Below are 19,802 nucleotides of genomic sequence, written 5' to 3' on the forward strand. Positions count from 1 at the left end.
GATAGCCAAATTTCGATGCGTCAAAAGCCCAACCCCAAATCAGCCGACCTCTGAATTGATCCACTGGATTAATTCAGGCCGAGGTCGGCTTCTCTCAACCGCTTCAGCTCGTCCCTGAGCGTGGCGGCCTGTTCGAATTCCAGGTTGGCGGCGGCTTCGCGCATCCGCTTTTCTGTATCCGCAATCACTGATTTGAGATTGTGGCCGGGTTCCCCGGCAAGTGGCAAGGATTTTTCTTCGGCGAGGCCCTTGTCGCGGTCGCGGCGGGCGCGGGACTTGGTGCCGGGCTTTTCGCCGAGCTCGCCAAGGATGTCCTGCACGCCGCGGATGATCGTGGTTGGCGTGATGCCGTGTTCCAGGTTGTGCGCCTCCTGCTTGGCGCGGCGGCGGGAGGTTTCCTCCATGGCGCGCTCCATCGAGCCGGTGATGCGGTCGGCATAGAGGACGACGCGGGCCTCGGAATTGCGCGCGGCGCGGCCGATGGTCTGCACGAGGCTGGTCTCGGAGCGCAGGAAGCCTTCCTTGTCGGCATCGAGGATGCCGACAAAGGCGCATTCGGGAATGTCGAGGCCTTCGCGCAGGAGGTTGATGCCGACGAGGACGTCGAACACGCCGAGGCGGAGGTCGCGGATGATCTCGATACGCTCGATCGTGTCGATGTCGGAGTGCATGTAGCGCACGCGCACGCCGTTCTCGTGGAGGAATTCGGTGAGGTCTTCCGACATTTTCTTGGTCAGCGTCGTGATCAGCGAGCGGAAGCCGCGCGCCGCGACGGCCTTCACCTCGGCCATGACATCGTCGACCTGGTTGGCGCCGTCTTTCGAGACGGGGCGGACCTCGACCGGCGGGTCGACCAGGCCGGTGGGGCGGATGACCTGTTCGGTGAACACGCCGCCGGTGCGCTCGAGCTCCCAGCTGCCGGGCGTGGCGGAGACATGGATGGTCTGCGGGCGCATGGCGTCCCATTCGGCGAACTTGAGCGGGCGGTTGTCGAGGCAGGAGGGCAGGCGGAAGCCGTATTCGGCCAGGGTCGACTTGCGGGAGAAGTCGCCCTTGTACATGGCGCCGATCTGCGGGACGGTCTGGTGGCTCTCGTCGCAGAAGACGAGGGCATTGTCGGGCAGGTATTCGAACATGGTGGGCGGCGGCTCGCCGGGCTTGCGGCCGGTGAGGTAGCGGGAATAGTTCTCGATGCCGTTGCAGCTGCCGGTGGCCTGCAGCATTTCGATGTCATACTGGCAGCGCTGCTGGATGCGCTGGGCCTCGAGCAGTTTCCCGTGCTGTTCGAAATGGGCGATGGTCTGTTTCAGCTCGGCCTTGATCTTCTCGGCGGCCTGCTGGAGCGTCGGGCGGGGCGTGACATAGTGGCTGTTGGCGTAGATCTTGATCGCGGGCAGGGACTGGATCTTCGCGCCGGTGAGGGGATCGAACTCGGTGATCGTCTCCAGCTCGTCGCCGAAGAAGGAGAGCTTCCAGGCGCGGTCCTCGTAGTGGGCGGGGAAGATGTCGACGACGTCGCCCTTGATGCGGAACGTGCCGCGCGTGAAGGCGATGTCGTTGCGCGTGTACTGGTTGGCGACGAGGCGTTCGGCGACGGCGCGCGGGCCGATGCGGTCGCCGGGGGCGAGCTTGAACGTCATGCTCGTGTACGTTTCCACCGAGCCGATGCCGTAGATGCAGGAGACCGAGGCGACGATGATGACGTCGTCGCGCTCGAGCACGGCGCGGGTGGCCGAGTGGCGCATCCGGTCGATGGCCTCGTTGATGGAGGATTCCTTCTCGATATAGAGGTCGGCGCGGGGCACGTAGGCCTCCGGCTGGTAATAGTCGTAGTAGGAAACGAAATACTCGACCGCATTGTCCGGGAAGAAGGACTTGAACTCGCCATAGAGCTGGGCGGCGAGCGTCTTGTTGGGGGCGAGGATGAGGGCCGGGCGCTGGGTCGCCTCGATGATCTTGGCCATGGTGAAGGTCTTGCCGGTGCCGGTGGCGCCGAGCAGGACCTGGTCGCGCTCGCCGGACTGGATGCCCTCGACGAGTTCGGGGATGGCGGTCTTCTGGTCGCCGGCGGGCTCATAGTCGGCCTGCACGCGGAAGGGGATGCCGCCTTCGAGCTTGTCCCAGGCGCGGTCGGGCCTGTGCGGCGTCCAGATCGACGGGGCGAGCGTCTCCATCGCGCCGCGTGCTGGCCCGTCCAGGGTGAACACGGACGGGGCTTCGGAGACGCCTTTGGCGGAGGATTTGGAGGAGGAGCGGGCCATGCGCCCAGATATGGAGGCGGGCGAGGGGAGTGTCTAGGGTGTTCTTGGTTTGTGCGCTGTGGGAGGGCGGTTGCAACCGCTGCAGAAATGTCAGTCAGCCTAAACGGGAATTAACTATTCCACTCAAAATAGGGTTTCGTGGGGCATTGTATTGATGAGGGATTCCGGCATGTCGGATGAGCAAACTTCAAACATCCCCGAAGCCGGGGCAATCAACCCACAGCGCATCTGGCGGCGCTATCTCGTGGCGCTGAGCCTGATCGGCGTGTTCCTCGCCCTGTCGCACACGGCATCGGTATTGGCACTGAACGCGTCGAATGAAGATGCGTCGATGATCAATCAGAGCGGCCGCCAGCGCATGCTGAGCCAGCGTATCCTCTACCTGGCCTCTCAGCAGGCGGATAACCCGTCGGACGCAACACGGGACGCGCTCGTCGAGGCGACGGCCAATTTTACCACGGCTCATGAGACGCTCCGGGACGAGGCCCGCAGGGTGCACGACCTGTCCAACGCCTATTTCTCGCAAGTGGACGGCAAGAGCCTCGACAGTCTCTGTACGGCCTATGAGCGCGACGCGCTTATCGTTGCCCATGGCGAGCCGGACGACACGGACGAAGCGCTGCAGCGGATGACCGCGCTCGCATCGGGCTCGCTGATGGACGATCTAGAAGCGGCTGTGAGTGCCCATGAGGCCGCAGCCGAGCGCAATTCCAAGCAGTTGAAGACGTTCGAGACCGCTTCGCTGGCGGCTGCCGTTGCGCTGCTCATATTCGAGGCCCTGTTCATTTTCTGGCCGTCGCACCGCCGGACCCGCGAGGCGATCCGTGAGCTTGAGGACGCCAACGCCACGAAGGATGCGGCGATCAGCCGGATTACGGACTTCTCCGAAATTGCGGCTGACCTTTTCTGGGAAGCCGATCTCGACGGCCTGTTCATCTATGTCGGCGGGCGCCTGGCGCCGAGCCTCAGTTTCGAGCCGGACGCCTTTGTCGGCAGCCATTATGCGGATATTCTCGGCTTCAGCCCGAGCCATGACGAGGCCATGCACCGTGCGCTGCGGGCCGCCCGCCCCTACGAGGGCATCCTGGCCGACTTCACCGACCATAAGGGACGCCACTACAAGCTGGAACTGTCGGCCATGCCAAGCATCGGGCCGGACGGTGCGATTACCGGATACAGGGGCGTCGGCATGGACGTGACAGAGCGGGTTGCCGAACAGGAAAAAATCCGCAGCCTGGCGGAAAGGGACGCCCTGACGGGGCTGGTCCACCGCCATGCCTTCAACCACCGCATGACCAAGCAGATGGCCATCTGCCTTGCGTCCGGAAAATCCCTCTGTGTCCTGTCGATTGACCTCGACGGGTTCAAGAGTATCAACGACACCTATGGCCATGATGCCGGGGACATGTTGCTGAAGCAGGTGGCCGGCAGGATCACGAGGACCCTCGGGGCAAGGGGCTGGGCCGCGCGCATTGGCGGCGACGAGTTCATCGTTGTCTGCAAGGGCACGATCAGCGACGCCGCGCTCGAGGCGCTCGCGAGAGAACTCAATGAAATGCTCGCCGAGCCCTACACGGCCGGGCCCCTGACACTGCGGATCCGCGCGTCGATCGGTCTTGCGGTAGCGCCGCGCGATGCCCGGACCGTCAACAGCCTGCTCACGTGCGTGGACGTTGCCCTCTCCCGGGCCAAGGAGGCCGGACAGGGCGGTTACTGCTTCTACGACCTGAAGACGGAAACCGATTCCGAACACCAGAAACAACTCGAATTGCGGCTTCGCAACGCGCTCGCCGAGGATGGCCTGAGCCTGGCGTTCCAGCCGATTGTCGATCTCGAAACGTCCGAGCCGACGGGGTATGAAGCGCTCGCGCGATGGGAGGACCCTGATTTCGGCGTCATTCCTCCGCGCCAGTTCGTTCACATCGCCGAATCTTCCGGGCTGATCAACGAGCTGGGCAAGCAGGTCCTGATCAAGGCCTGCAGGGCGGCGACAGACTGGCCGGCCGCAGCGTCGGGCAGGCTCGCACGCGTCTCGGTGAACGTGGCCACGGCCCAGATCATGGACCCGGCCTTTTCCGGCCTAGTGGAATCCATCCTGGCCGATACGGGGCTGGCGCCGACCCGGCTGGAACTGGAGATCACCAATAGTCCCACGCTCGAACGGTCCGCTGTGGCGATCGAGACCCTGCAGGCGCTGAAATACATGGGCGTGCAGCTGTCCATCGACGATTTCGGCACGGCCCAGTCCTCGCTGGCCCAGCTTCGGCTGCTGCCACTGTCGCGGCTGAAGATCGACAATTCGATCATCCGCGACATGGCGCGCGACCGGGGCAGCATGAAGATCATCCAGGGCATCATCCAGCTGGCCGGGCAACTGGGTTTTTCGGTGCTGGCCGAAGGCGTGGAAACCGAGCGCCAGGCAGAGCTGCTGCGGGCGGCGGGCTGCCCGGAGGCGCAGGGCCATTATTTCTCGGAGTCGCTGCGTGAAACCGAACTCAGGCGGCAACTCAACGTGCCGCGCGCACTGCCGGGCGAAAACCGCATGGCGGTTTAGTTGCCTCAAAGAGGCCTTTCAGGACGGCCCCGTGCAGCGTGAGTGCGGATGGGGCGTCGAAGAGGGGTCTGGGGCTGGATCGAAAAGCGCTAGACTAGGCTCGCGAATGTGGCGCGAGGCAGAGAACAGCCTAAGTTGTTCTTGGTTTGTTTGTGTATGAGTGTAGTGTAAGTTGTCCTTCATTTGTCGTTGCTGAGGGTGGCTCGGATGAGTTTTGAGAAATGGCTCGTTGAGGTCGACCGCAAATTCCTTGCGCGGTTCGGGATCGATCACGTCATGGGAGGTTTCTCTCTTGAAGAGATGCAAAGAGATTGGAATACGGGAGAGGATTCGGCTAGCTGGGTTGAACGGATTGGGGAGAAGTATGACCTTGAAGAATGTGACGCAGGAGGCTTCAAGAGTTTCCGGTGGTAGCCGTGGCTGAGCGCAAACTTTGGACACGTCGTGACCAAGTACTCGCGCTCGAGCTTTATTCACGCATTCCGTTTGGCAGGATGCACAAAACGAATCCGGACGTCGTCGAGCTCGCTTCGCATCTGGAGCGAACACCCAGTTCCATTGCGATGAAACTAGGAAACTATGCATCTCTGGATGACGCATTGGACCGCAAAGGCCTGGAAGGCGCCACCAAGGCAGATCGCGAAACGTGGGATGAATTCTTTGCCGACCCAGAATCTTTTCTTCAGATGGCTCGATCTATCAGACAAGCCGAAGGGGCTTGGGAACTGCCAGAAGAAGACGATTCCGAACCAACCGAATTTCGGGAGGGCAAGGAAGTTTTGCGGACGGTGAAAGTCCGCAAGAATCAAGCTGCCTTTCGCACTATGGTGCTGTCTGCGTATGAGTCACGGTGCGCCATCACCGGAGTGAGCCAGCCTGAGCTTCTGATCGCGAGCCACATTGTTCCGTGGCGAGTGAACGAGAAACTGCGCCTAGATCCCCGAAACGGTATTTGCTTGAATTCACTGCACGACCGCGCATTCGATGCGGGATTTATTACGTTGAATAACGATCTATCAGTGGTTTGCTCGCCGATGCTGATGCTGCCGAGTAATCTACGCGCACTATTTGAAGGCAAGAAAGCTAGCGCACCTGGAAAGTTTCGGCCGCTTTCGGCGTATCTAGAATACCATCGCGATACCGTTTTCAAAGCGGCATAGATTGCTTGCAGTAAAAACACATTCACTCGACGCTTGCGCGTCAACTGGCGCCAAGCGTTTAAGGTCGTTTGCCAGCGCTCTCGTGAAGATCAAGGCAGCGAGCAGTAGTTGCTAAGCAATTCCTGAGCGCGAGAAGCCCCGTAGACACTGGACACTGCCGCAACTCCCGCCTAGCCATCGCGGATGTTCGACCGTCTTCTCTCTCATCCTCTCCTGATCGCCGTGCTGGCTGTGGGCATGGGGTCGGGGATTGATGCGATCGTGAAGGGGGCGGCGCCGACGGCGGGCCTGATGCACCTGGTGGCGTGGCGGTTCCTGTTCGGCGGCCTGCTGGCGCTGGCGGTGTTCCTGTGGCAGCGCCGTCCGGTGCCATCGCGCGAGGCGATCTGGTTCCATACGATGCGCGGGGCGTTGCAGCTGGTCGGCGCGGTGCTGTTCTTCTTTGCGCTGACGCGGCTGGCGCTGGCCGAGGCGACGATTATCGGGTTCACCGCCGCATTGATGGTGCCCTTCGTGGCGCGGATCGTGCTCGGGGAATTCGTGTCGGCGCGGGCCTTCCTGATCACGCTGGTCGGGTTTGCCGGGGCCGCCTTTGCGATCAGCGGCGGCGGAGAGGGGACTGTCGGAGACGGGCGCTGGCTGGGGCTGGCGGCGTGCTTTGCCTCGGCGACGATCTATGCGGTGATCCTGGTGTTGCTGCGCCTGCGCGCGGTGCGCGAAGACGCAACGACGATTGCCCTGTTCACCAATGCCGTGCCGGCGCTGTGCATGGCGCCGGTTTTGTTCGGCGTGGCGGGGCCGGTGGATATGGGCGACCTGCCGGTGTTCGGCCTGCTGGGCGTGCTCGGCTATTCGGTCTGGTTCCTGATGACGCTGGCCTATGCGCGGGCAAAGGCGCAATTGCTGGCGCCGCTGGAATATACCGCGCTGATCTGGAGCGCGCTGTTCGGGATCGTGTTCTTTGCCGAGATGCCGGGCTGGCGCGTGTGGGCCGGGGCGGTGCTGATCATCGGGGCGTGCCTGGCGATTGCCTTCGAAAATCATTTCGAGACGCGGCGCCAGACCGGCCAGCCGGTGAGCGACCTGCCGGAATAGGGAACGGGCCGGCGTGGGACAAAACCGGGCAAGAGGCCGTTTTGGCGCAGCATTTGCTGGTATTCTGGTGTAACAAGCGGGGAAGGGCATTCAATTGTGCGGCGCTATTCCAGCCGCGCCCAGGGGGAAGACAGACATGTTGAAAAAAATCGTTCGGGCGATGAAGGACATCCGCAGCCTGCCGTGGCGCATGGACGAATCCAAACGTGATTTCGCGCGCCTGCAGCAAATCGAGATGGTCTCCCACCTGTCGCCGATCGACCGGCACGTCGCGCTGCACGCCCATTTCCGCAAGGACGCCCTGTTCGACACCAGCTATCCGGAATGGCGCACGAAGCGGATCGACACACTGATCCGCCTGTACGGGCTCGACTGGTTCAAGGGCAAGAGAGTTCTGGAACTGGGGGCAGGCCTTTGCGAGATCGGCGCCTTCTTTGCCGAACTCGGCGCGGATGTGACGTGCCTGGAAGGGCGCCAGGAGACGATCGACATGGCGCTGCTGAAGCACCGCAAAGTACCGAACCTGCGGATCGAACAATTCGACCTGGAGCAGGATTTTTCCCATTACGGGCAGTTCGACCTGATCCTGCACCTCGGCCTGCTCTACCATCTGGGCAATGTCGATGAGCATCTCGCCATCTGTTTCGGCATGACCGACGAGATCGTGATGGAGACCGTCGTGTGCGACTCGCTCGATCCGCAGAAGATCGTGTATTTCGAAGGCCGCAAGGACGTGATCGAGGAATCGATCCACGGTGCGGCGTGCCGGCCGTCACCTTTCTATGTCGAGCGGCTGGCCAGCGAGGCGGGTTTCGAGGTGGAGCGCATGTTCACGCCCGACCTGAATTCCGGACATTTCATCTATGACTGGGAGCACAAGGACGACGGCAACCTGGGCGATTTCGACCTGCGCCGCGCCTGGCGATTCTACCGCGCCTGACGGATGGCAGGCTGCCTGCTGACCAAGAAAAAACCCCCGCACGGGTGAGGTGCGGGGGCTTTCGGGAATGTGTGGCTCTCGCGGCGTACGCGGGGCCTTAAAAGGCTTTAGGCCGCTGACAGCTGGCCAGCAGACATCTTGCCGCTGCGGGCATCTTTTTCCAGCTCGTAGTTGACCTTTTGGCCATCGTTGAGCGTGGCCATGCCAGCGCGCTCGACTGCGGAGATGTGAACGAACACATCAGCGCCGCCGGCGTCGGGTTGAATGAAGCCAAAGCCTTTTTGGCTGTTGAACCACTTAACAGTTCCTGTAGACATAGATCTTACCTGGTCTTAAAAATTCACGGGCATGCGGAGTTGCGCGCACGTGATCAATCTCGGGTCTTGCGGGGGAGAAGTCGGTCTTGCAGCGGCGCTAGAGCACGGCCTTAGTTGCGAGTTATCCGACACAATTTCGAAGTCGATGAGCGCTTTATTGCACAGTTCCAGTGCAAGCTCAATCGATGTTCGCATGGCGGGCGCGCGGCCGGGCCCTGTGTTGAAATGCGTGCTTTCCATTTGCAATCCGTTTACCGGGTGAGCGCATAGATACGCGCATGAACAGATTTGCGTCCAAATTGCAGGCCGGTCTGACCCGGGTCCAGATGGAACTCCGGCGCAGCGAGCTGCGCGTCCGGTCGTATCGGCCGGGGCGCATGGTGTGGCCTGATCTCAGCGCCTCCCGCGACGTGTCCATTGTCGACATGTCCCAGGCCGGCGCGAAACTGTCCTTTGGCGAGGGCGCAATCCTGCCGGACCTGCCCGGCGAGTTCTACCTCTTCGTCCATGGGCGCGGCGGCTCTGTTTCGCTCCGCCTCGTCTGCGAGAAGCGCTGGCAGAAAAACGATCTTGTCGGCGTGCGATTCACGCAGCGGCTGGACGAGGCCGACTTCGACCGGCTGGTGGCGGCGGAGCCTTCCCCGCACTGAGGCGACGCCTCAGAAATTCACCTGAAATTTCACCGATTGCGTACACCGGAACCTCATCCCGCTGTGTCATAACGGGTCGTCGCGATGTGGGACGTTGCTGTTTCATATTGCGCCATTGAATTCAGGCTCGGTGGGTAAAATACCCTCCGGCTACGCACAAGGGTAAGATGATGGCGAAGACCGTTCTGGTTATTGATGACGATCCGACACAGCGCCGCCTGCTACAGGCCGCCGTGGAGAAGGCGGGTTTTGCCTGCCGCACGGCGCCGGACGGCGAGACCGGGATTGCGGTGGCCGCCGATGCCAAGGACGGCGTCGATGTCGTGCTGCTCGACCTGACCATGCCGGGCCTGTCGGGTCTCGACACGCTCGAGCGCCTGGCGAACAAGCGCCCCGACCTGCCGGTGATCATGCTGACCGCGACAAGCGGTATCGACACGATCGTCCAGTCGATGCGCCGCGGCGCCGTGGACTTCATCGTCAAGCCGGCCAATCCGGAGCGCGTTGTTGTCTCCATCCGCAATGCCCTCAAGATGCAGTCGCTGACCGGTGAAGTGAAACGCCTGTCGCGCAAGGCCGATGGCGGCATGAGCTTCGAGGACATGATTGCCTCTGCGGCGCCGATGCGCCAGGTAGTCCGTCTCGCCGAGCGGGCAGCCGCCTCCGACATCCCGGTCCTGATCCTCGGTGAAAGCGGCGTCGGCAAGGAAGTTGTCGCCCGGTGTATCCAGGGCGCCTCGAACCGAGCGGGCAAGCCATTCGTGACCGTCAACTGCGGCGCGATCCCCGAAAACCTCGTCGAGTCGATCCTGTTCGGCCATGAGAAAGGCGCCTTTACCGGTGCCGTTTCGAAGGCGCCGGGCAAGTTTGTCGAGGCCGATGGCGGTACGCTGTTCCTCGATGAAGTGGGTGAGCTGCCGCTCGATGCCCAGGTGAAACTGCTCCGAGCCCTGCAGGAAGGGGAGGTGGATGCCGTTGGCTCGCGCCGCCCGACCAAGGTTGATGTGCGCATCATTTCGGCGACCAATCGCGACCTGGCTGCGCAGGTCGCTGAAGGCACGTTCCGCGAAGACCTTTTCTACCGGTTGAACGTCTACCCTGTGGACATGCCGAGCTTGCGCGAACGTCGCGACGATATCCCGGCGCTGGTCGAGCATTTCGTGACACGTTTCAATGCGAGCGAAGGCGCGAAAGTGTCTGGCCTGGCTGATGACACGCTGAAAATGCTGTACGCTTTTGACTGGCCGGGCAATGTGCGCCAGCTGGAGAATGCCGTCTTCCGCGCCGTGGTGCTGTGCGAGGGCGACCTCCTGCAACCACAGGACTTCCCGCAAATCTCCGGCCAGATGCCCGACCTTGCCAGCCTGCCGGCGGCACCGGTGGCGGCCAATGCGGTGCCGACCGCACCGAAGGCGGCCAATGATTCAGGTCCTGTTGCGGTGGGCAATAGCCCGGTCAGCATAACGGACGCGCATGGCGAATTGCGTACACTGACGGATATCGAGCAGGACATCCTGCAATATGCGATCGAGTTCTATGACGGGCATATGAGCGAAGTCTCACGCCGCCTCGGCATCGGCCGCTCGACGCTTTACCGCAAGGTGCGCGAATACGATCTCGACGTTCGCAACGAACGCGAAGCGGGATAAACGCCGGAACAGGCAATGATCGGGAGCCCCGAAGTGCAATGCGCTTCGGGGCTTTTCCGTTTTCGGGGGGCTGCGATCCAGCTAGACCAGCGCCGCCTTGATCATTTTGCCGATCTCGCGGGCGTCGGCTTCGCGGGGGCTGCCGGCCTTCCAGGCGATGCCGACCTGGCGGCCGATGACGGGCGTGGTGAATTCGCGTACGGCGACGTCATGGCCGATGGCGAGGCCATGATCCATCGCAAGCCGGGGGAGGAGGGAGACGCCGAGCCCGCCGGCCACCATGTTGACCAGGGTACCGAGCGACGTTGCTGCGACCTGTCCGGCATGGCTGCCGGTCTTCAGGCGGCAGATGGACAGGGCATGGTCGCGCAGGCAATGGCCGTCTTCCAGCAGAAGGATGTCTTCGCCGGCCAGATCTTCCGGAGAAAGGCCGTTTTTCTTCGCCAGCGGGTGGCTGGTGGACGAGGCGAACAGGAATTCATCGTCGAACAGGGGCAGGGTCTCTATGCCCGGCGCGTCCCAGGGCAGGCCGATCAGTGCTGCGTCCAGCGTGCGGGTGCGCAGCTGGTCGATGAGGCGGGTCGTCTTGTCTTCGTGCAGGTAGAGCTTGAGGTCTGGATAGGCGTCGCCCAGCGACCGAACAGCCTGAGGCAGGACGAAGGGGGCAATGGTCGGGATGGCGCCGAGATGGAACGGGCCGGTCAGCAGCGCGCCGGCACTCTGGACGGCCTGGACGAGGGCGTGGGTGTCAGCGAGCAGGGCGCTGGCGCGAGCGACGGCGAGTTCTCCGGCATGGGTCAGGCGCGCGCCGCGCGCTTCGCGATCTGCGAGCCGGACACCCAGCAATTCTTCAAGGTCCTTGATACCGGCAGACAGGGTCGGCTGGGTGACGCAGCAGGCTTCGGCGGCGCGTGAGAACGAGCCCGTATCGCCGAGCGCGGTGAGAAACTGGAGCTGTCTGAGGGTCGGTATTGCCATAGAGCGTATCTATATTTTTTTCCTTGAATATCAATTTTTCTTTTGGGACGCGCCCGTCGGGATTTGTCATCCCGGCTTCCAGGCTGTCCCGGAACCGCAGGTCGCGCCGCCTTGCATCCGGCGCCGGCAAATTGTTCCTCGAAGAGCCCGGCCGCTGGCCCGCTTTCGTTTTCCGGCAATCCAGAAGCAGCGTCTGAGATTGTACCTGGCTGGGCAGAGCGTCGGGGGTGTTCCTCTTGAGGAGGCCCTGTATTCGAGCGGTTCCGACATGGCCCGACTCAAGGATTCAGAAAAGCAGATGATGATCTCAGGCGCGTTCCGACATTGATTTGATGTAATGTCAGTTCGATTGGTGCGTTTTTCCAGTCAACTTCAACGCGCGATGCATCGCTACAACACTCGTTGGTAACTTACTGATTCAGTAGAACAAATTACGCCGCTCCCATGCCAGCCCATGGCGATGTTCCATCATGTTCCTGCTGCGTGCGTTTTATGTTCCAAACTGACCCGGCTGTGGATATTTCGATTCACCCAGTCAGCCCATTGAGACCCATCCTAACCCATGATATTCCAAATTTACACATGGTTTACCCATGCTGGGGTTTAGGCATAATAATTACAGGGTTGGCGGGTGTTTGTTTCCACCTACGAGAGCGCTATTGATGCAAAAGGCCGGGTTTCCATCCCCGCGCCCTTTCGCGCTGCGCTTGGCGGTGGCACCCGGATTTTCCTCTGGCCGGCGCTGGACGGATCAGGCTGTCTCGAGGGCGGTGGCGAAGCCCTGATGGCGATGTACCGGGCGACCCTGACGCGCCTGGCCCCGCAATCCGAAGTCCGCAAGGCGCTGGTCACCCGTATCATTGCGGGCTCTGCTGACCTGAAGATGGACGAGACCGGGCGGATCAAGCTGCCCGAAGATCTCTGCAAGGCCGCCGAGCTGACCGACCGGATCAAGTTCGCGGGCAACATGGACAGTTTCCAGATATGGAACCCTGAAAAGCATGCCGCCTTCAATGCGGCCATGGAAGCGGCCGCAGCCGAGCCCGAAACGCTGGCCGCCTTTGGGCGGGCCTATACCGAAGTCCTGCACCAGCAGGGCGCCGGACACTACATGGGCCCCAAACTGGTCGACGGGAGCGAAGGCTGATGAGTGCACGTCACACATCTGCGCGTCCTCCGGCATCGGGTCACAAGCCGGTGATGATGGATGAAGTCCTCGCCTGGCTTGCGCCGCAGGACGGCGACCTGATTGTCGACGGCACCTTCGGCGGCGGCGGCTATACGCGGGCCATCCTGCAGGCTGCGAAATGCAGCGTGCTGGCGATCGATCGCGACCTCGACGCAATCCAACGTGCCGAAAAGCTCGCCGCAGAGACGCCGCGCCTGACGCCGTTGCTCGGCCGGTTCGGCGAAATGGACGCGCTGGTGATCAATGCCGGGCATTCGACAGTCGACGGTGTCGTGCTTGATATCGGCGTTTCGAGTTTTCAGATCGACGAGGGCGACCGCGGCTTTTCCTTCATGAAGGACGGCCCGCTGGACATGCGCATGGGCGCCGCCGGGCCGACGGCTGCCGATGTGGTCAACACGATGTCCGAACGCGACCTGGCCAATATCATCTTCCGACTTGGCGAAGAGCGGCAGGCGCGACGCATCGCGCGCCATATTGTGCAGCGCCGGGCCCAGCAGCGCTTTGAAACGACGGCTGACCTCGCCGATGCTGTCGAAGTGGCCGTTGGCGGGCGCCGGGGCGCGCGCACCCATCCGGCGACCCTCACTTTCCAGGCCATCCGCATGTACGTGAATGACGAGCTGGGCGAGCTGGCCCGCGCCCTGTGCGCTGCCGAACGTATCCTGCGTCCCGGCGGTCGGCTGGTGATCGTGGCATTCCACTCGCTGGAAGACCGTATGGTGAAGCAATGGTTACGAGACCGGGCGGGCAAGCAGGGCGGGGGCTCGCGTCACATGCCGCTGATGGCAAAAGGGCCGGAATCGACGTTCGAACTGGCTGTTTCCAAGGCAATTGTTCCATCTGATAAGGAAGTGGAAGGCAATCCGCGCGCACGCTCGGCCAAGCTGCGGGCCGCGATCCGTACCAGCGCGCCCGCGATCGAGGAAGACGCCAGCGACGGCATGAACCTGCCGCCCCTGTCGGACCTGGAGGATGTGGCATGAGCCGACGTGCTTTCCTGTTCGGAATCCTGGTTGTGGGCTTGCTGATCGTGAGCCTGTACCGGGCCAAATACGGCGCCAAGGATACGGCGTCCGAAATCATGGCGGTCGAAGCCCAGATCGAGGATGCGCGGCACGAAAAAGCGCTGCTGGAGACCGAATTGTCTCATATGAGCCGGCGTGAATGGATCGAGGAATATGCCCGTGGCGAACTGGGCATGGCGCCGCCGCGCCCTGACCAGATTGCCGGTGAATCCGATCTCGACGAAGTTGTCGGCTTGCCGGTCAAACCCGGCGCGGTGCCTGAACCCGAACAGGCGGAGGGTGCAAAGTGACTGAAGGCGCCCGCGACCGGACACGGCTTGTAGGACTAGGCCTCAGCGCCCTGTTCGTCATCCTGGCGGGCAAGGGCGGCTATCTTGCGATCTCATCCACGCCTGTCCGCGCACAAAGCATTGCCAGTGTCGATGCGCCGGTGCGGGCCGATATTGTCGATCGCAACGGCGAACTCCTGGCGACGTCGGTGACCGCCTATTCGCTGGTCGCCAATCCGAAACTGATATGGGATGCCGGCGACGTTGCCCAATCACTGAAAAGCGTGTTTCCGGATATCAAGGTCGCCGACCTGGCCACAAGCCTGGCGAACCAATCGCGCGAGTTCGTTTATGTCAAACGCGGCCTGACACCGCGTCAGCGCAAGGCCGTGTTCGACCTCGGCCTGGAGGGCCTGCGCTTCGAGGAAGAGAGCCGCCGGGCCTATCCGCGCGGAACGCTGGCCGGTCACCTGCTCGGCTATACCAATGTCGACGGCAGGGGCATTGGGGGCATCGAATACGCGCTGGAGACCCGGTTGAGCGCCGGCGGCGAGCCCGTGCGCCTGACCATCGACAATAGCGTCCAGTCAGCAGTGGAATCGGAGCTGTCAGCCGCTGCTGCCGAGCACGACATACAGGGCGGCGCCGTGATCCTGATGGATGCCCATTCCGGGGAAGTGCGCGCCATGGCCAGCTGGCCGCCAGTCGACGCCAACCGGGCGCGGGAACTCAAGCCGGATGACACGGCCCAGCTGAACCGGGCAACCGGCGCGGTCTACGAGTTGGGATCTGTGTTCAAGCCGTTCACGGTGGCCGCTGCGCTGGAAGCCGGCGCGATCAAGCCGACGGACCTGTTCGATGTGCAGGCGCCAATGGAAATCCGCGGCTACCAGATTCACGACCTGCATCCGATCGGCGGACCAGCCAGCGTCACCCGTATCATCTCGGAAAGCTCGAATCTGGGTACGGTACATATCAATACCAAGCTGGGTCCCCGCCGCCAGAAGGCCTTTCTTGAAGGGCTGGGCCTGATGGAACGGGCGCCGATCGAATTGGCCGGCAGTGCAAAGCCGATCCTGCCCGAACGGTTTGACGACCTGTCGGCGGCGACTGTGTCCTACGGCCACGGAATCGCAGTGACCCCGATGTCGTTCCTCGACGCGTTCTCGGCCTTTGCCAATGGCGGCGAGCGGGCCAGCCCGACGCTGGTCATGGACGAGACGCGCAAGGTGGCCCCGGTGCGGGTGATGTCGGCCCTGACGGCCGACATGGTCAATGTGATGATGCGCGAAGCGGTGGTGAACGGCACGGGCAAGCGGGCCGACGTCGCTGGCTATGGCGTTGCCGGCAAGACCGGAACAGCGGAAAAGCCGGTGCCCGGCGGATATGACGACACACGCAACGTGACGAGCTTTGCGGCCATCTTTCCTTATGACCGCCCGCAATATGCCCTGATCGTGACATTGGATGAACCCAAAGCAGGGGCGGAGCGCGGCGATACGGCTGCGCTGAACGCAGCGCCGACAGCCGGACGCATCATCGAACGTGTCGCGCCTCTGCTCGGGCTCGCCCCGCGCTTCGAAGGTGCCCGGCCTGCTGGCGCTGATCTCCGCTCTGCATCTGATGAGAGGAGTTCCCTGTGAAGCTGAAAGACCTGTTTCCCCTCGCCGAAGATGGCGACACCGAGATCACCGGCATGACGGCAGACAGCCGCAAGGTGCAGCCGGGCTTCCTGTTCGCCGCCCTGAAGGGCACGGCGTCAGATGGGCGCTTGTTCGTTCCGCAGGCCGTCGAGGCCGGGGCGGCGGCGATCCTGTCCGATGGCGGCGTCGAAAAAGTGCCGGTGCCGCATGTGATCGCCGATGAGCCGCGCCTTGCGCTGGCCCTTGCGGCCAAGCGTTTCTACGCATCCCAGCCGGAAACGGTGGTGGCGATTACTGGCACGAACGGAAAGTCATCCACCGTGGACTTCCTTCGCCAGATCTGGACCCGTGCAGGGCTGGGCGCCGCCTCGATGGGCACGCTCGGGGCGATTGGCCCAGGCGGCAAGATCGATGTCGGCCACACGACGCCGGACCCGGTGACGATTTATGAAACGCTGCGCGAACTCGTGCGTCAGGGCGTGACGCATTGCGCCATGGAAGCCTCCAGCCACGGTCTTGAACAGTACCGCCTGGATGGCGTTGACCTGGCGGCGGTCGCGTTCCTGAATTTCACGCAAGACCATCTTGATTACCATGCCACGATGGAAGCCTATCTTGACGCCAAGCTGCGCCTGTTCCGCCAGCTTGGACGCAAGGACATGCCGGCCATCGTGAATGCCGACAGCGACCATCGCGACGTGTTCGAGGCAGCTGCGAAGGAAGCCGGGCTCCAGATCGTTTCGTTCGGCTGGCGCGGCGAGGACCTGTGGATCGACGAAATCATGCCGCGGGCGACCGGGCAGGTACTGCACCTGTTCTGGCGCGACGTTGAGCAGAAGCCGCTGGAGCTGCCGCTGATCGGCGAATTCCAGGCGCTGAACGCGCTGGCTGCGGCGGCGATTGCCCTGTCGCTGGGCCTGACATTTGAACAGGTGGCCGATGGCCTGACGCACCTGCAGCCCGTGAAAGGACGCCTCGAACTGGTTGGCAAGACACCCGCCGGGGCAGGGGTGTTCGTGGATTATGCGCACACGCCGGACGGGCTGGATGTCCTGCTGCGCGCTGTGCGGCCGCACACGGCGGGGCGCCTGAAGGTTATTTTCGGCTGCGGTGGCGACCGCGACGCGAGAAAGCGCCCGATCATGGGCGAGATCGCCACGCGCCAGGCCGACGATGTCATTGTTACCGACGACAATCCCCGTACGGAAGACGCCGCTGCCATCCGCAAGGCTGTGCTCGCGGGCGCGCCGGGCGCACGCGAGATCGGCGACCGGGAAGCGGCGATCCGGACCGTGATCGCGGAATTGAAAAAAGGCGATACGCTGGTGGTCGCCGGCAAGGGGCACGAGACAGGCCAGATCGTCGGCAAGACGGTGATCCCGTTTTCCGACCAGGACACGGCGCTCTCGGCGCTGGCAGGGGAGGACGCATGAGCCAGCTTCTCTGGACCTCTGAAGAAATCGCGCTGGCAACCGGCGGCACGGCAAGCGACCCGTTCTGGGTGTCGGGCACGATCTCTATCGATACGCGGACGCTGGTGCCGGGCGACCTGTTCGTGGCACTGCACGACCAGCGCGACGGGCATGACTTTGTTGCGGCCGCCTTCAAGGCGGGCGCCGCAGGCGCGCTTGTGTCGAAACCCGTCACGGGCGGACCTGTGATGCTGGTCGATGACACGCTGGTAGCGTTGGAAATGATGGGGATCGCGGCGCGGGCCCGGTCCGGCGCGATCCGCACGGCGGTGACCGGCAGCGTGGGCAAGACGAGCGTCAAGGAAATGCTGGCGCGGATCTATCGCGCCGCCGGCCCGGCGCACTGGAACGTCAAGAGTTTCAACAATCACTGGGGCGTGCCACTGACGTTGGCGCGGATGCCGGAAAATACCGAACGCGCTGTGTTCGAGATCGGCATGTCGACGCCGGGCGAGATTGCGCCGCGCAGCCAAATGGTGCGCCCGCATATCGCTATTGTGACCTGTATTGCCGGCGCGCACCTTGAAGGCCTTGGCAGTCTCGAAGCCGTCGCCAATGAGAAGGCCGATATCTTCGCTGGCATGGAAGCGGGCGGAACATTCATCCTGCCCGCCGACGATGTCTTCCTCGATCAGCTGTCCGCCCGTGCGCGGGCGCTTTGCCCGACAGGAAACCTCGAGACTTTCGGAATGGCGGAAGATGCCACCGCGCGGGTGACGGGATACGAAACAAATGGTGTCACCAGCCGCATCAGCATCGACGTGATCGGTCAGCGTGCGGAACTGGAAATTGCGGCCGTGGGCAAGCATTGGGCGCTGAACGCAGCCGCTGCACTTCTCGCTGCAAGCCAGACGGGTCTCTCCATTGCCGACTGTGCCGAGGCGCTGTCCGGCTATGCTCCACCTCCCGGGCGCGGCACGGTGGAACAGATTGCGCTGCCGCAGGGCGGTCATCTCACGCTTGTCGACGATGCCTATAATGCGAACCCGGCCAGCATGCGCGCTGCCCTCTCGGCGCTGGCGCAGCGAAAGGGCGGCCGCCGCCTTGTTGCGCTCGGCGAAATGCTGGAAATCGGCGAGGAGTCAGCGCGCGAACATGCCGGACTTGCGCCGGATGTCGTCGCGAGCGGTGCTGAAGGCGTTTTCCTCGCGGGTGACAAAATGACTCACCTGTCAGAGGCCCTGCCGCCGAGCCTGCAGCAGGTATGGGCCCCCAAGGCAGATGAGCTGTGGAATGCACTGCTAAACGCAGTGAGAGATGGCGACGTGCTATTGCTCAAAGGATCGAATGCCTCCGGAATGGGACTTATTGCAGACCGCTTGCGCCAACGAAGTGCAGCGGCTGGTTTGGGCAAGATGGATAGCAGCGACGAAGACGCTGCAGAGGTCAGGTGATGCTGTACGAATGGCTGGCCGCGGATAGCGGTTTCTTCAACCTACTGAACTATATCACGTTTCGTGCCGGCGCTGCCGTTGTGACGGCGTTCCTGGTGACAGTGGTTTTTGGTGACGCGATCATCAACATGCTCCGGGCCCGGCAAGGCAAGGGCCAACCGATTCGCGACCTGTCGCTGGAAGCGCAGATGTCGAAGCAGGGCACGCCCACGATGGGCGGCGTTCTGATCTGGATCGGCCTGCTGGTCGGCGTGCTGCTCTGGGGCAATCTCACCAATCCGTACGTCTGGGTCGTGCTGTTCGTGACACTGTCCTACGCGTTGCTCGGATTTCTCGACGATTATGCCAAGGTGACGAAGCAGAGCGCCGAAGGCGTCTCCGCGAAGGCGCGCCTGCTGATCGGCTTTGGCATTGCGGCGGTTGCGTGCGCGTTCATCATGGGCCTGCACGGGGCCCACACACCGGCCGGGCATGCCGAGTGGGGGCCGCTGAACGGTCTCGCCCAACACATAGCAGACCTGGCGCCGACAACGTCGGTGAAGCCAGCCGACCCTGCCTTTTCGGGCGGCGTCGCTGTGCCCTTCGTGAACAATTACTTCCTGCCGCTGGGCGGCTTCTTCATCCTGTTCGGCATGATCGTCGTCGTCGGCAGCGCCAATGCGGTGAACTTCACTGACGGTCTCGACGGCCTGGCGATCGTGCCGATGACGTTCGCTGCCGCCGCCTATGCGATGATCGCCTACCTGACGGGCAACTTCGTTTTCGCCGAATATCTCGGCATCCAGTTTGCGCCCGGCGCGGGTGAGATAGCTGTCCTGCTGGGCGCCATGATCGGTGCTGGCATGGGCTTCCTCTGGTACAATGCCTATCCGGCCAAAGTGTTCATGGGCGATACCGGTTCGCTCGGCCTTGGCGGCATGCTGGGAATTGTAGCGGTCGCAACCAAGCACGAGTTCGCACTGGTCGTCATTGGCGGCCTGTTCGTGATCGAAGCACTTTCGGTGATGCTGCAGGTCGGCTGGTTCAAGATCACCAAACGCATGACCGGTGAAGGCAAGCGCATCTTCCTGATGGCGCCGCTGCACCATCACTTCCAGAAAAAGAACTGGCCGGAAACGCGCGTTGTCGCGCGCTTCTGGATCCTGTCGGTCCTGTTCGCCCTCGCGGGCCTCGCAACATTGAAGCTGAGGTAACCGCAACACC

General features: G+C 62.7%; 17 protein-coding genes. 14 read left to right on the top strand and 3 right to left on the bottom strand.

Annotated elements, in window-relative coordinates; all coding sequences use genetic code 11:
- Window positions 1–68: 68 nt before the first annotated feature.
- Entirely contained in the window at window positions 69–2,261 is a 2,193-nt protein-coding gene (gene uvrB, locus AC0L7I_RS06445) for an excinuclease ABC subunit UvrB (protein WP_473398726.1), read from the bottom strand.
- A 169-nt stretch (window positions 2,262–2,430) separates the two neighbouring features.
- Here uvrB and AC0L7I_RS06450 point away from each other — a divergent pair, with 169 nt between their 5' ends.
- The 5 genes from AC0L7I_RS06450 (at window position 2,431) to AC0L7I_RS06470 (ending at window position 8,010) form a co-directional block, all read left to right on the top strand.
- Window positions 2,431–4,815: an EAL domain-containing protein gene (locus AC0L7I_RS06450; RefSeq protein ID WP_473398727.1), complete on the top strand. Its 2,385-nt coding sequence runs from the start codon at window positions 2,431–2,433 to the stop codon at window positions 4,813–4,815.
- A 207-nt stretch (window positions 4,816–5,022) separates the two neighbouring features.
- Window positions 5,023–5,229: a hypothetical protein gene (locus AC0L7I_RS06455; RefSeq protein WP_473398728.1), complete on the top strand. Its 207-nt coding sequence runs from the start codon at window positions 5,023–5,025 to the stop codon at window positions 5,227–5,229.
- 2 nt (window positions 5,230–5,231) lie between these two features.
- Complete coding sequence (locus AC0L7I_RS06460) at window positions 5,232–5,975, top strand: HNH endonuclease (protein WP_473398729.1); 744 nt, start codon at window positions 5,232–5,234, stop codon at window positions 5,973–5,975.
- A gap of 183 nt (window positions 5,976–6,158) precedes the next feature.
- The gene (locus AC0L7I_RS06465; protein ID WP_473398730.1) at window positions 6,159–7,070 is read left to right on the top strand and encodes a DMT family transporter; all 912 of its coding nucleotides are present in this window, start codon (window positions 6,159–6,161) and stop codon (window positions 7,068–7,070) included.
- A gap of 136 nt (window positions 7,071–7,206) precedes the next feature.
- The gene (locus AC0L7I_RS06470) at window positions 7,207–8,010 is read left to right on the top strand and encodes a class I SAM-dependent methyltransferase (RefSeq protein ID WP_473398731.1); all 804 of its coding nucleotides are present in this window, start codon (window positions 7,207–7,209) and stop codon (window positions 8,008–8,010) included.
- A gap of 107 nt (window positions 8,011–8,117) precedes the next feature.
- Here AC0L7I_RS06470 and AC0L7I_RS06475 read toward each other — a convergent pair whose 3' ends face one another.
- Window positions 8,118–8,327: a cold-shock protein gene (locus tag AC0L7I_RS06475; RefSeq protein WP_473398732.1), complete on the bottom strand. Its 210-nt coding sequence runs from the start codon at window positions 8,325–8,327 to the stop codon at window positions 8,118–8,120.
- Between the two features lie 278 nt (window positions 8,328–8,605).
- Between AC0L7I_RS06475 and AC0L7I_RS06480 the strand changes: the two genes are divergently transcribed.
- Together AC0L7I_RS06480 and AC0L7I_RS06485 are read left to right on the top strand one after the other, a co-directional pair.
- Entirely contained in the window at window positions 8,606–8,977 is a 372-nt protein-coding gene (locus AC0L7I_RS06480; RefSeq protein WP_473398733.1) for a PilZ domain-containing protein, read from the top strand.
- Between the two features lie 170 nt (window positions 8,978–9,147).
- Entirely contained in the window at window positions 9,148–10,626 is a 1,479-nt protein-coding gene (locus AC0L7I_RS06485) for a sigma-54-dependent transcriptional regulator (RefSeq protein ID WP_473399118.1), read from the top strand.
- Window positions 10,627–10,707: 81 nt separating this feature from the next.
- Here AC0L7I_RS06485 and AC0L7I_RS06490 read toward each other — a convergent pair whose 3' ends face one another.
- Window positions 10,708–11,604, bottom strand: a complete 897-nt coding sequence (locus AC0L7I_RS06490; RefSeq protein ID WP_473398734.1) for a hydrogen peroxide-inducible genes activator — start codon at window positions 11,602–11,604, stop codon at window positions 10,708–10,710.
- 631 nt (window positions 11,605–12,235) lie between these two features.
- On the opposite strand from AC0L7I_RS06490, the gene AC0L7I_RS06495 reads away from it, so the two are divergent.
- The 7 genes from AC0L7I_RS06495 to mraY are packed head-to-tail and all read left to right on the top strand — an operon-like array spanning window position 12,236 to window position 19,792.
- Window positions 12,236–12,751 (top strand): division/cell wall cluster transcriptional repressor MraZ, encoded by a 516-nt coding sequence (locus AC0L7I_RS06495; RefSeq protein ID WP_473398735.1) that lies wholly within the window; start codon window positions 12,236–12,238, stop codon window positions 12,749–12,751.
- The gene (rsmH, locus tag AC0L7I_RS06500) at window positions 12,751–13,779 is read left to right on the top strand and encodes a 16S rRNA (cytosine(1402)-N(4))-methyltransferase RsmH (RefSeq protein WP_473398736.1); all 1,029 of its coding nucleotides are present in this window, start codon (window positions 12,751–12,753) and stop codon (window positions 13,777–13,779) included. The genes AC0L7I_RS06495 and rsmH overlap by 1 nt, the downstream gene beginning before the upstream one ends.
- A complete protein-coding gene (gene ftsL / locus AC0L7I_RS06505) occupies window positions 13,776–14,111 on the top strand; it encodes a cell division protein FtsL (RefSeq protein ID WP_473398737.1) in 336 nt (111 codons plus the stop codon). Before rsmH ends, ftsL begins: the two co-directional genes overlap by 4 nt.
- Window positions 14,108–15,733, top strand: coding sequence for a peptidoglycan D,D-transpeptidase FtsI family protein (locus tag AC0L7I_RS06510; protein ID WP_473398738.1), 1,626 nt, complete (start codon window positions 14,108–14,110; stop codon window positions 15,731–15,733). The genes ftsL and AC0L7I_RS06510 overlap by 4 nt, the downstream gene beginning before the upstream one ends.
- Window positions 15,730–17,166, top strand: a complete 1,437-nt coding sequence (locus AC0L7I_RS06515; protein WP_473398739.1) for a UDP-N-acetylmuramoyl-L-alanyl-D-glutamate--2,6-diaminopimelate ligase — start codon at window positions 15,730–15,732, stop codon at window positions 17,164–17,166. The genes AC0L7I_RS06510 and AC0L7I_RS06515 overlap by 4 nt, the downstream gene beginning before the upstream one ends.
- The gene (locus tag AC0L7I_RS06520) at window positions 17,163–18,599 is read left to right on the top strand and encodes a UDP-N-acetylmuramoyl-tripeptide--D-alanyl-D-alanine ligase (protein WP_473398740.1); all 1,437 of its coding nucleotides are present in this window, start codon (window positions 17,163–17,165) and stop codon (window positions 18,597–18,599) included. Before AC0L7I_RS06515 ends, AC0L7I_RS06520 begins: the two co-directional genes overlap by 4 nt.
- The gene (gene mraY, locus AC0L7I_RS06525) at window positions 18,599–19,792 is read left to right on the top strand and encodes a phospho-N-acetylmuramoyl-pentapeptide-transferase (protein WP_473398741.1); all 1,194 of its coding nucleotides are present in this window, start codon (window positions 18,599–18,601) and stop codon (window positions 19,790–19,792) included. The genes AC0L7I_RS06520 and mraY overlap by 1 nt, the downstream gene beginning before the upstream one ends.
- Window positions 19,793–19,802: the final 10 nt, after the last annotated feature.

Source organism: Hyphomonas sp. J20-32, assembly GCF_055808555.1.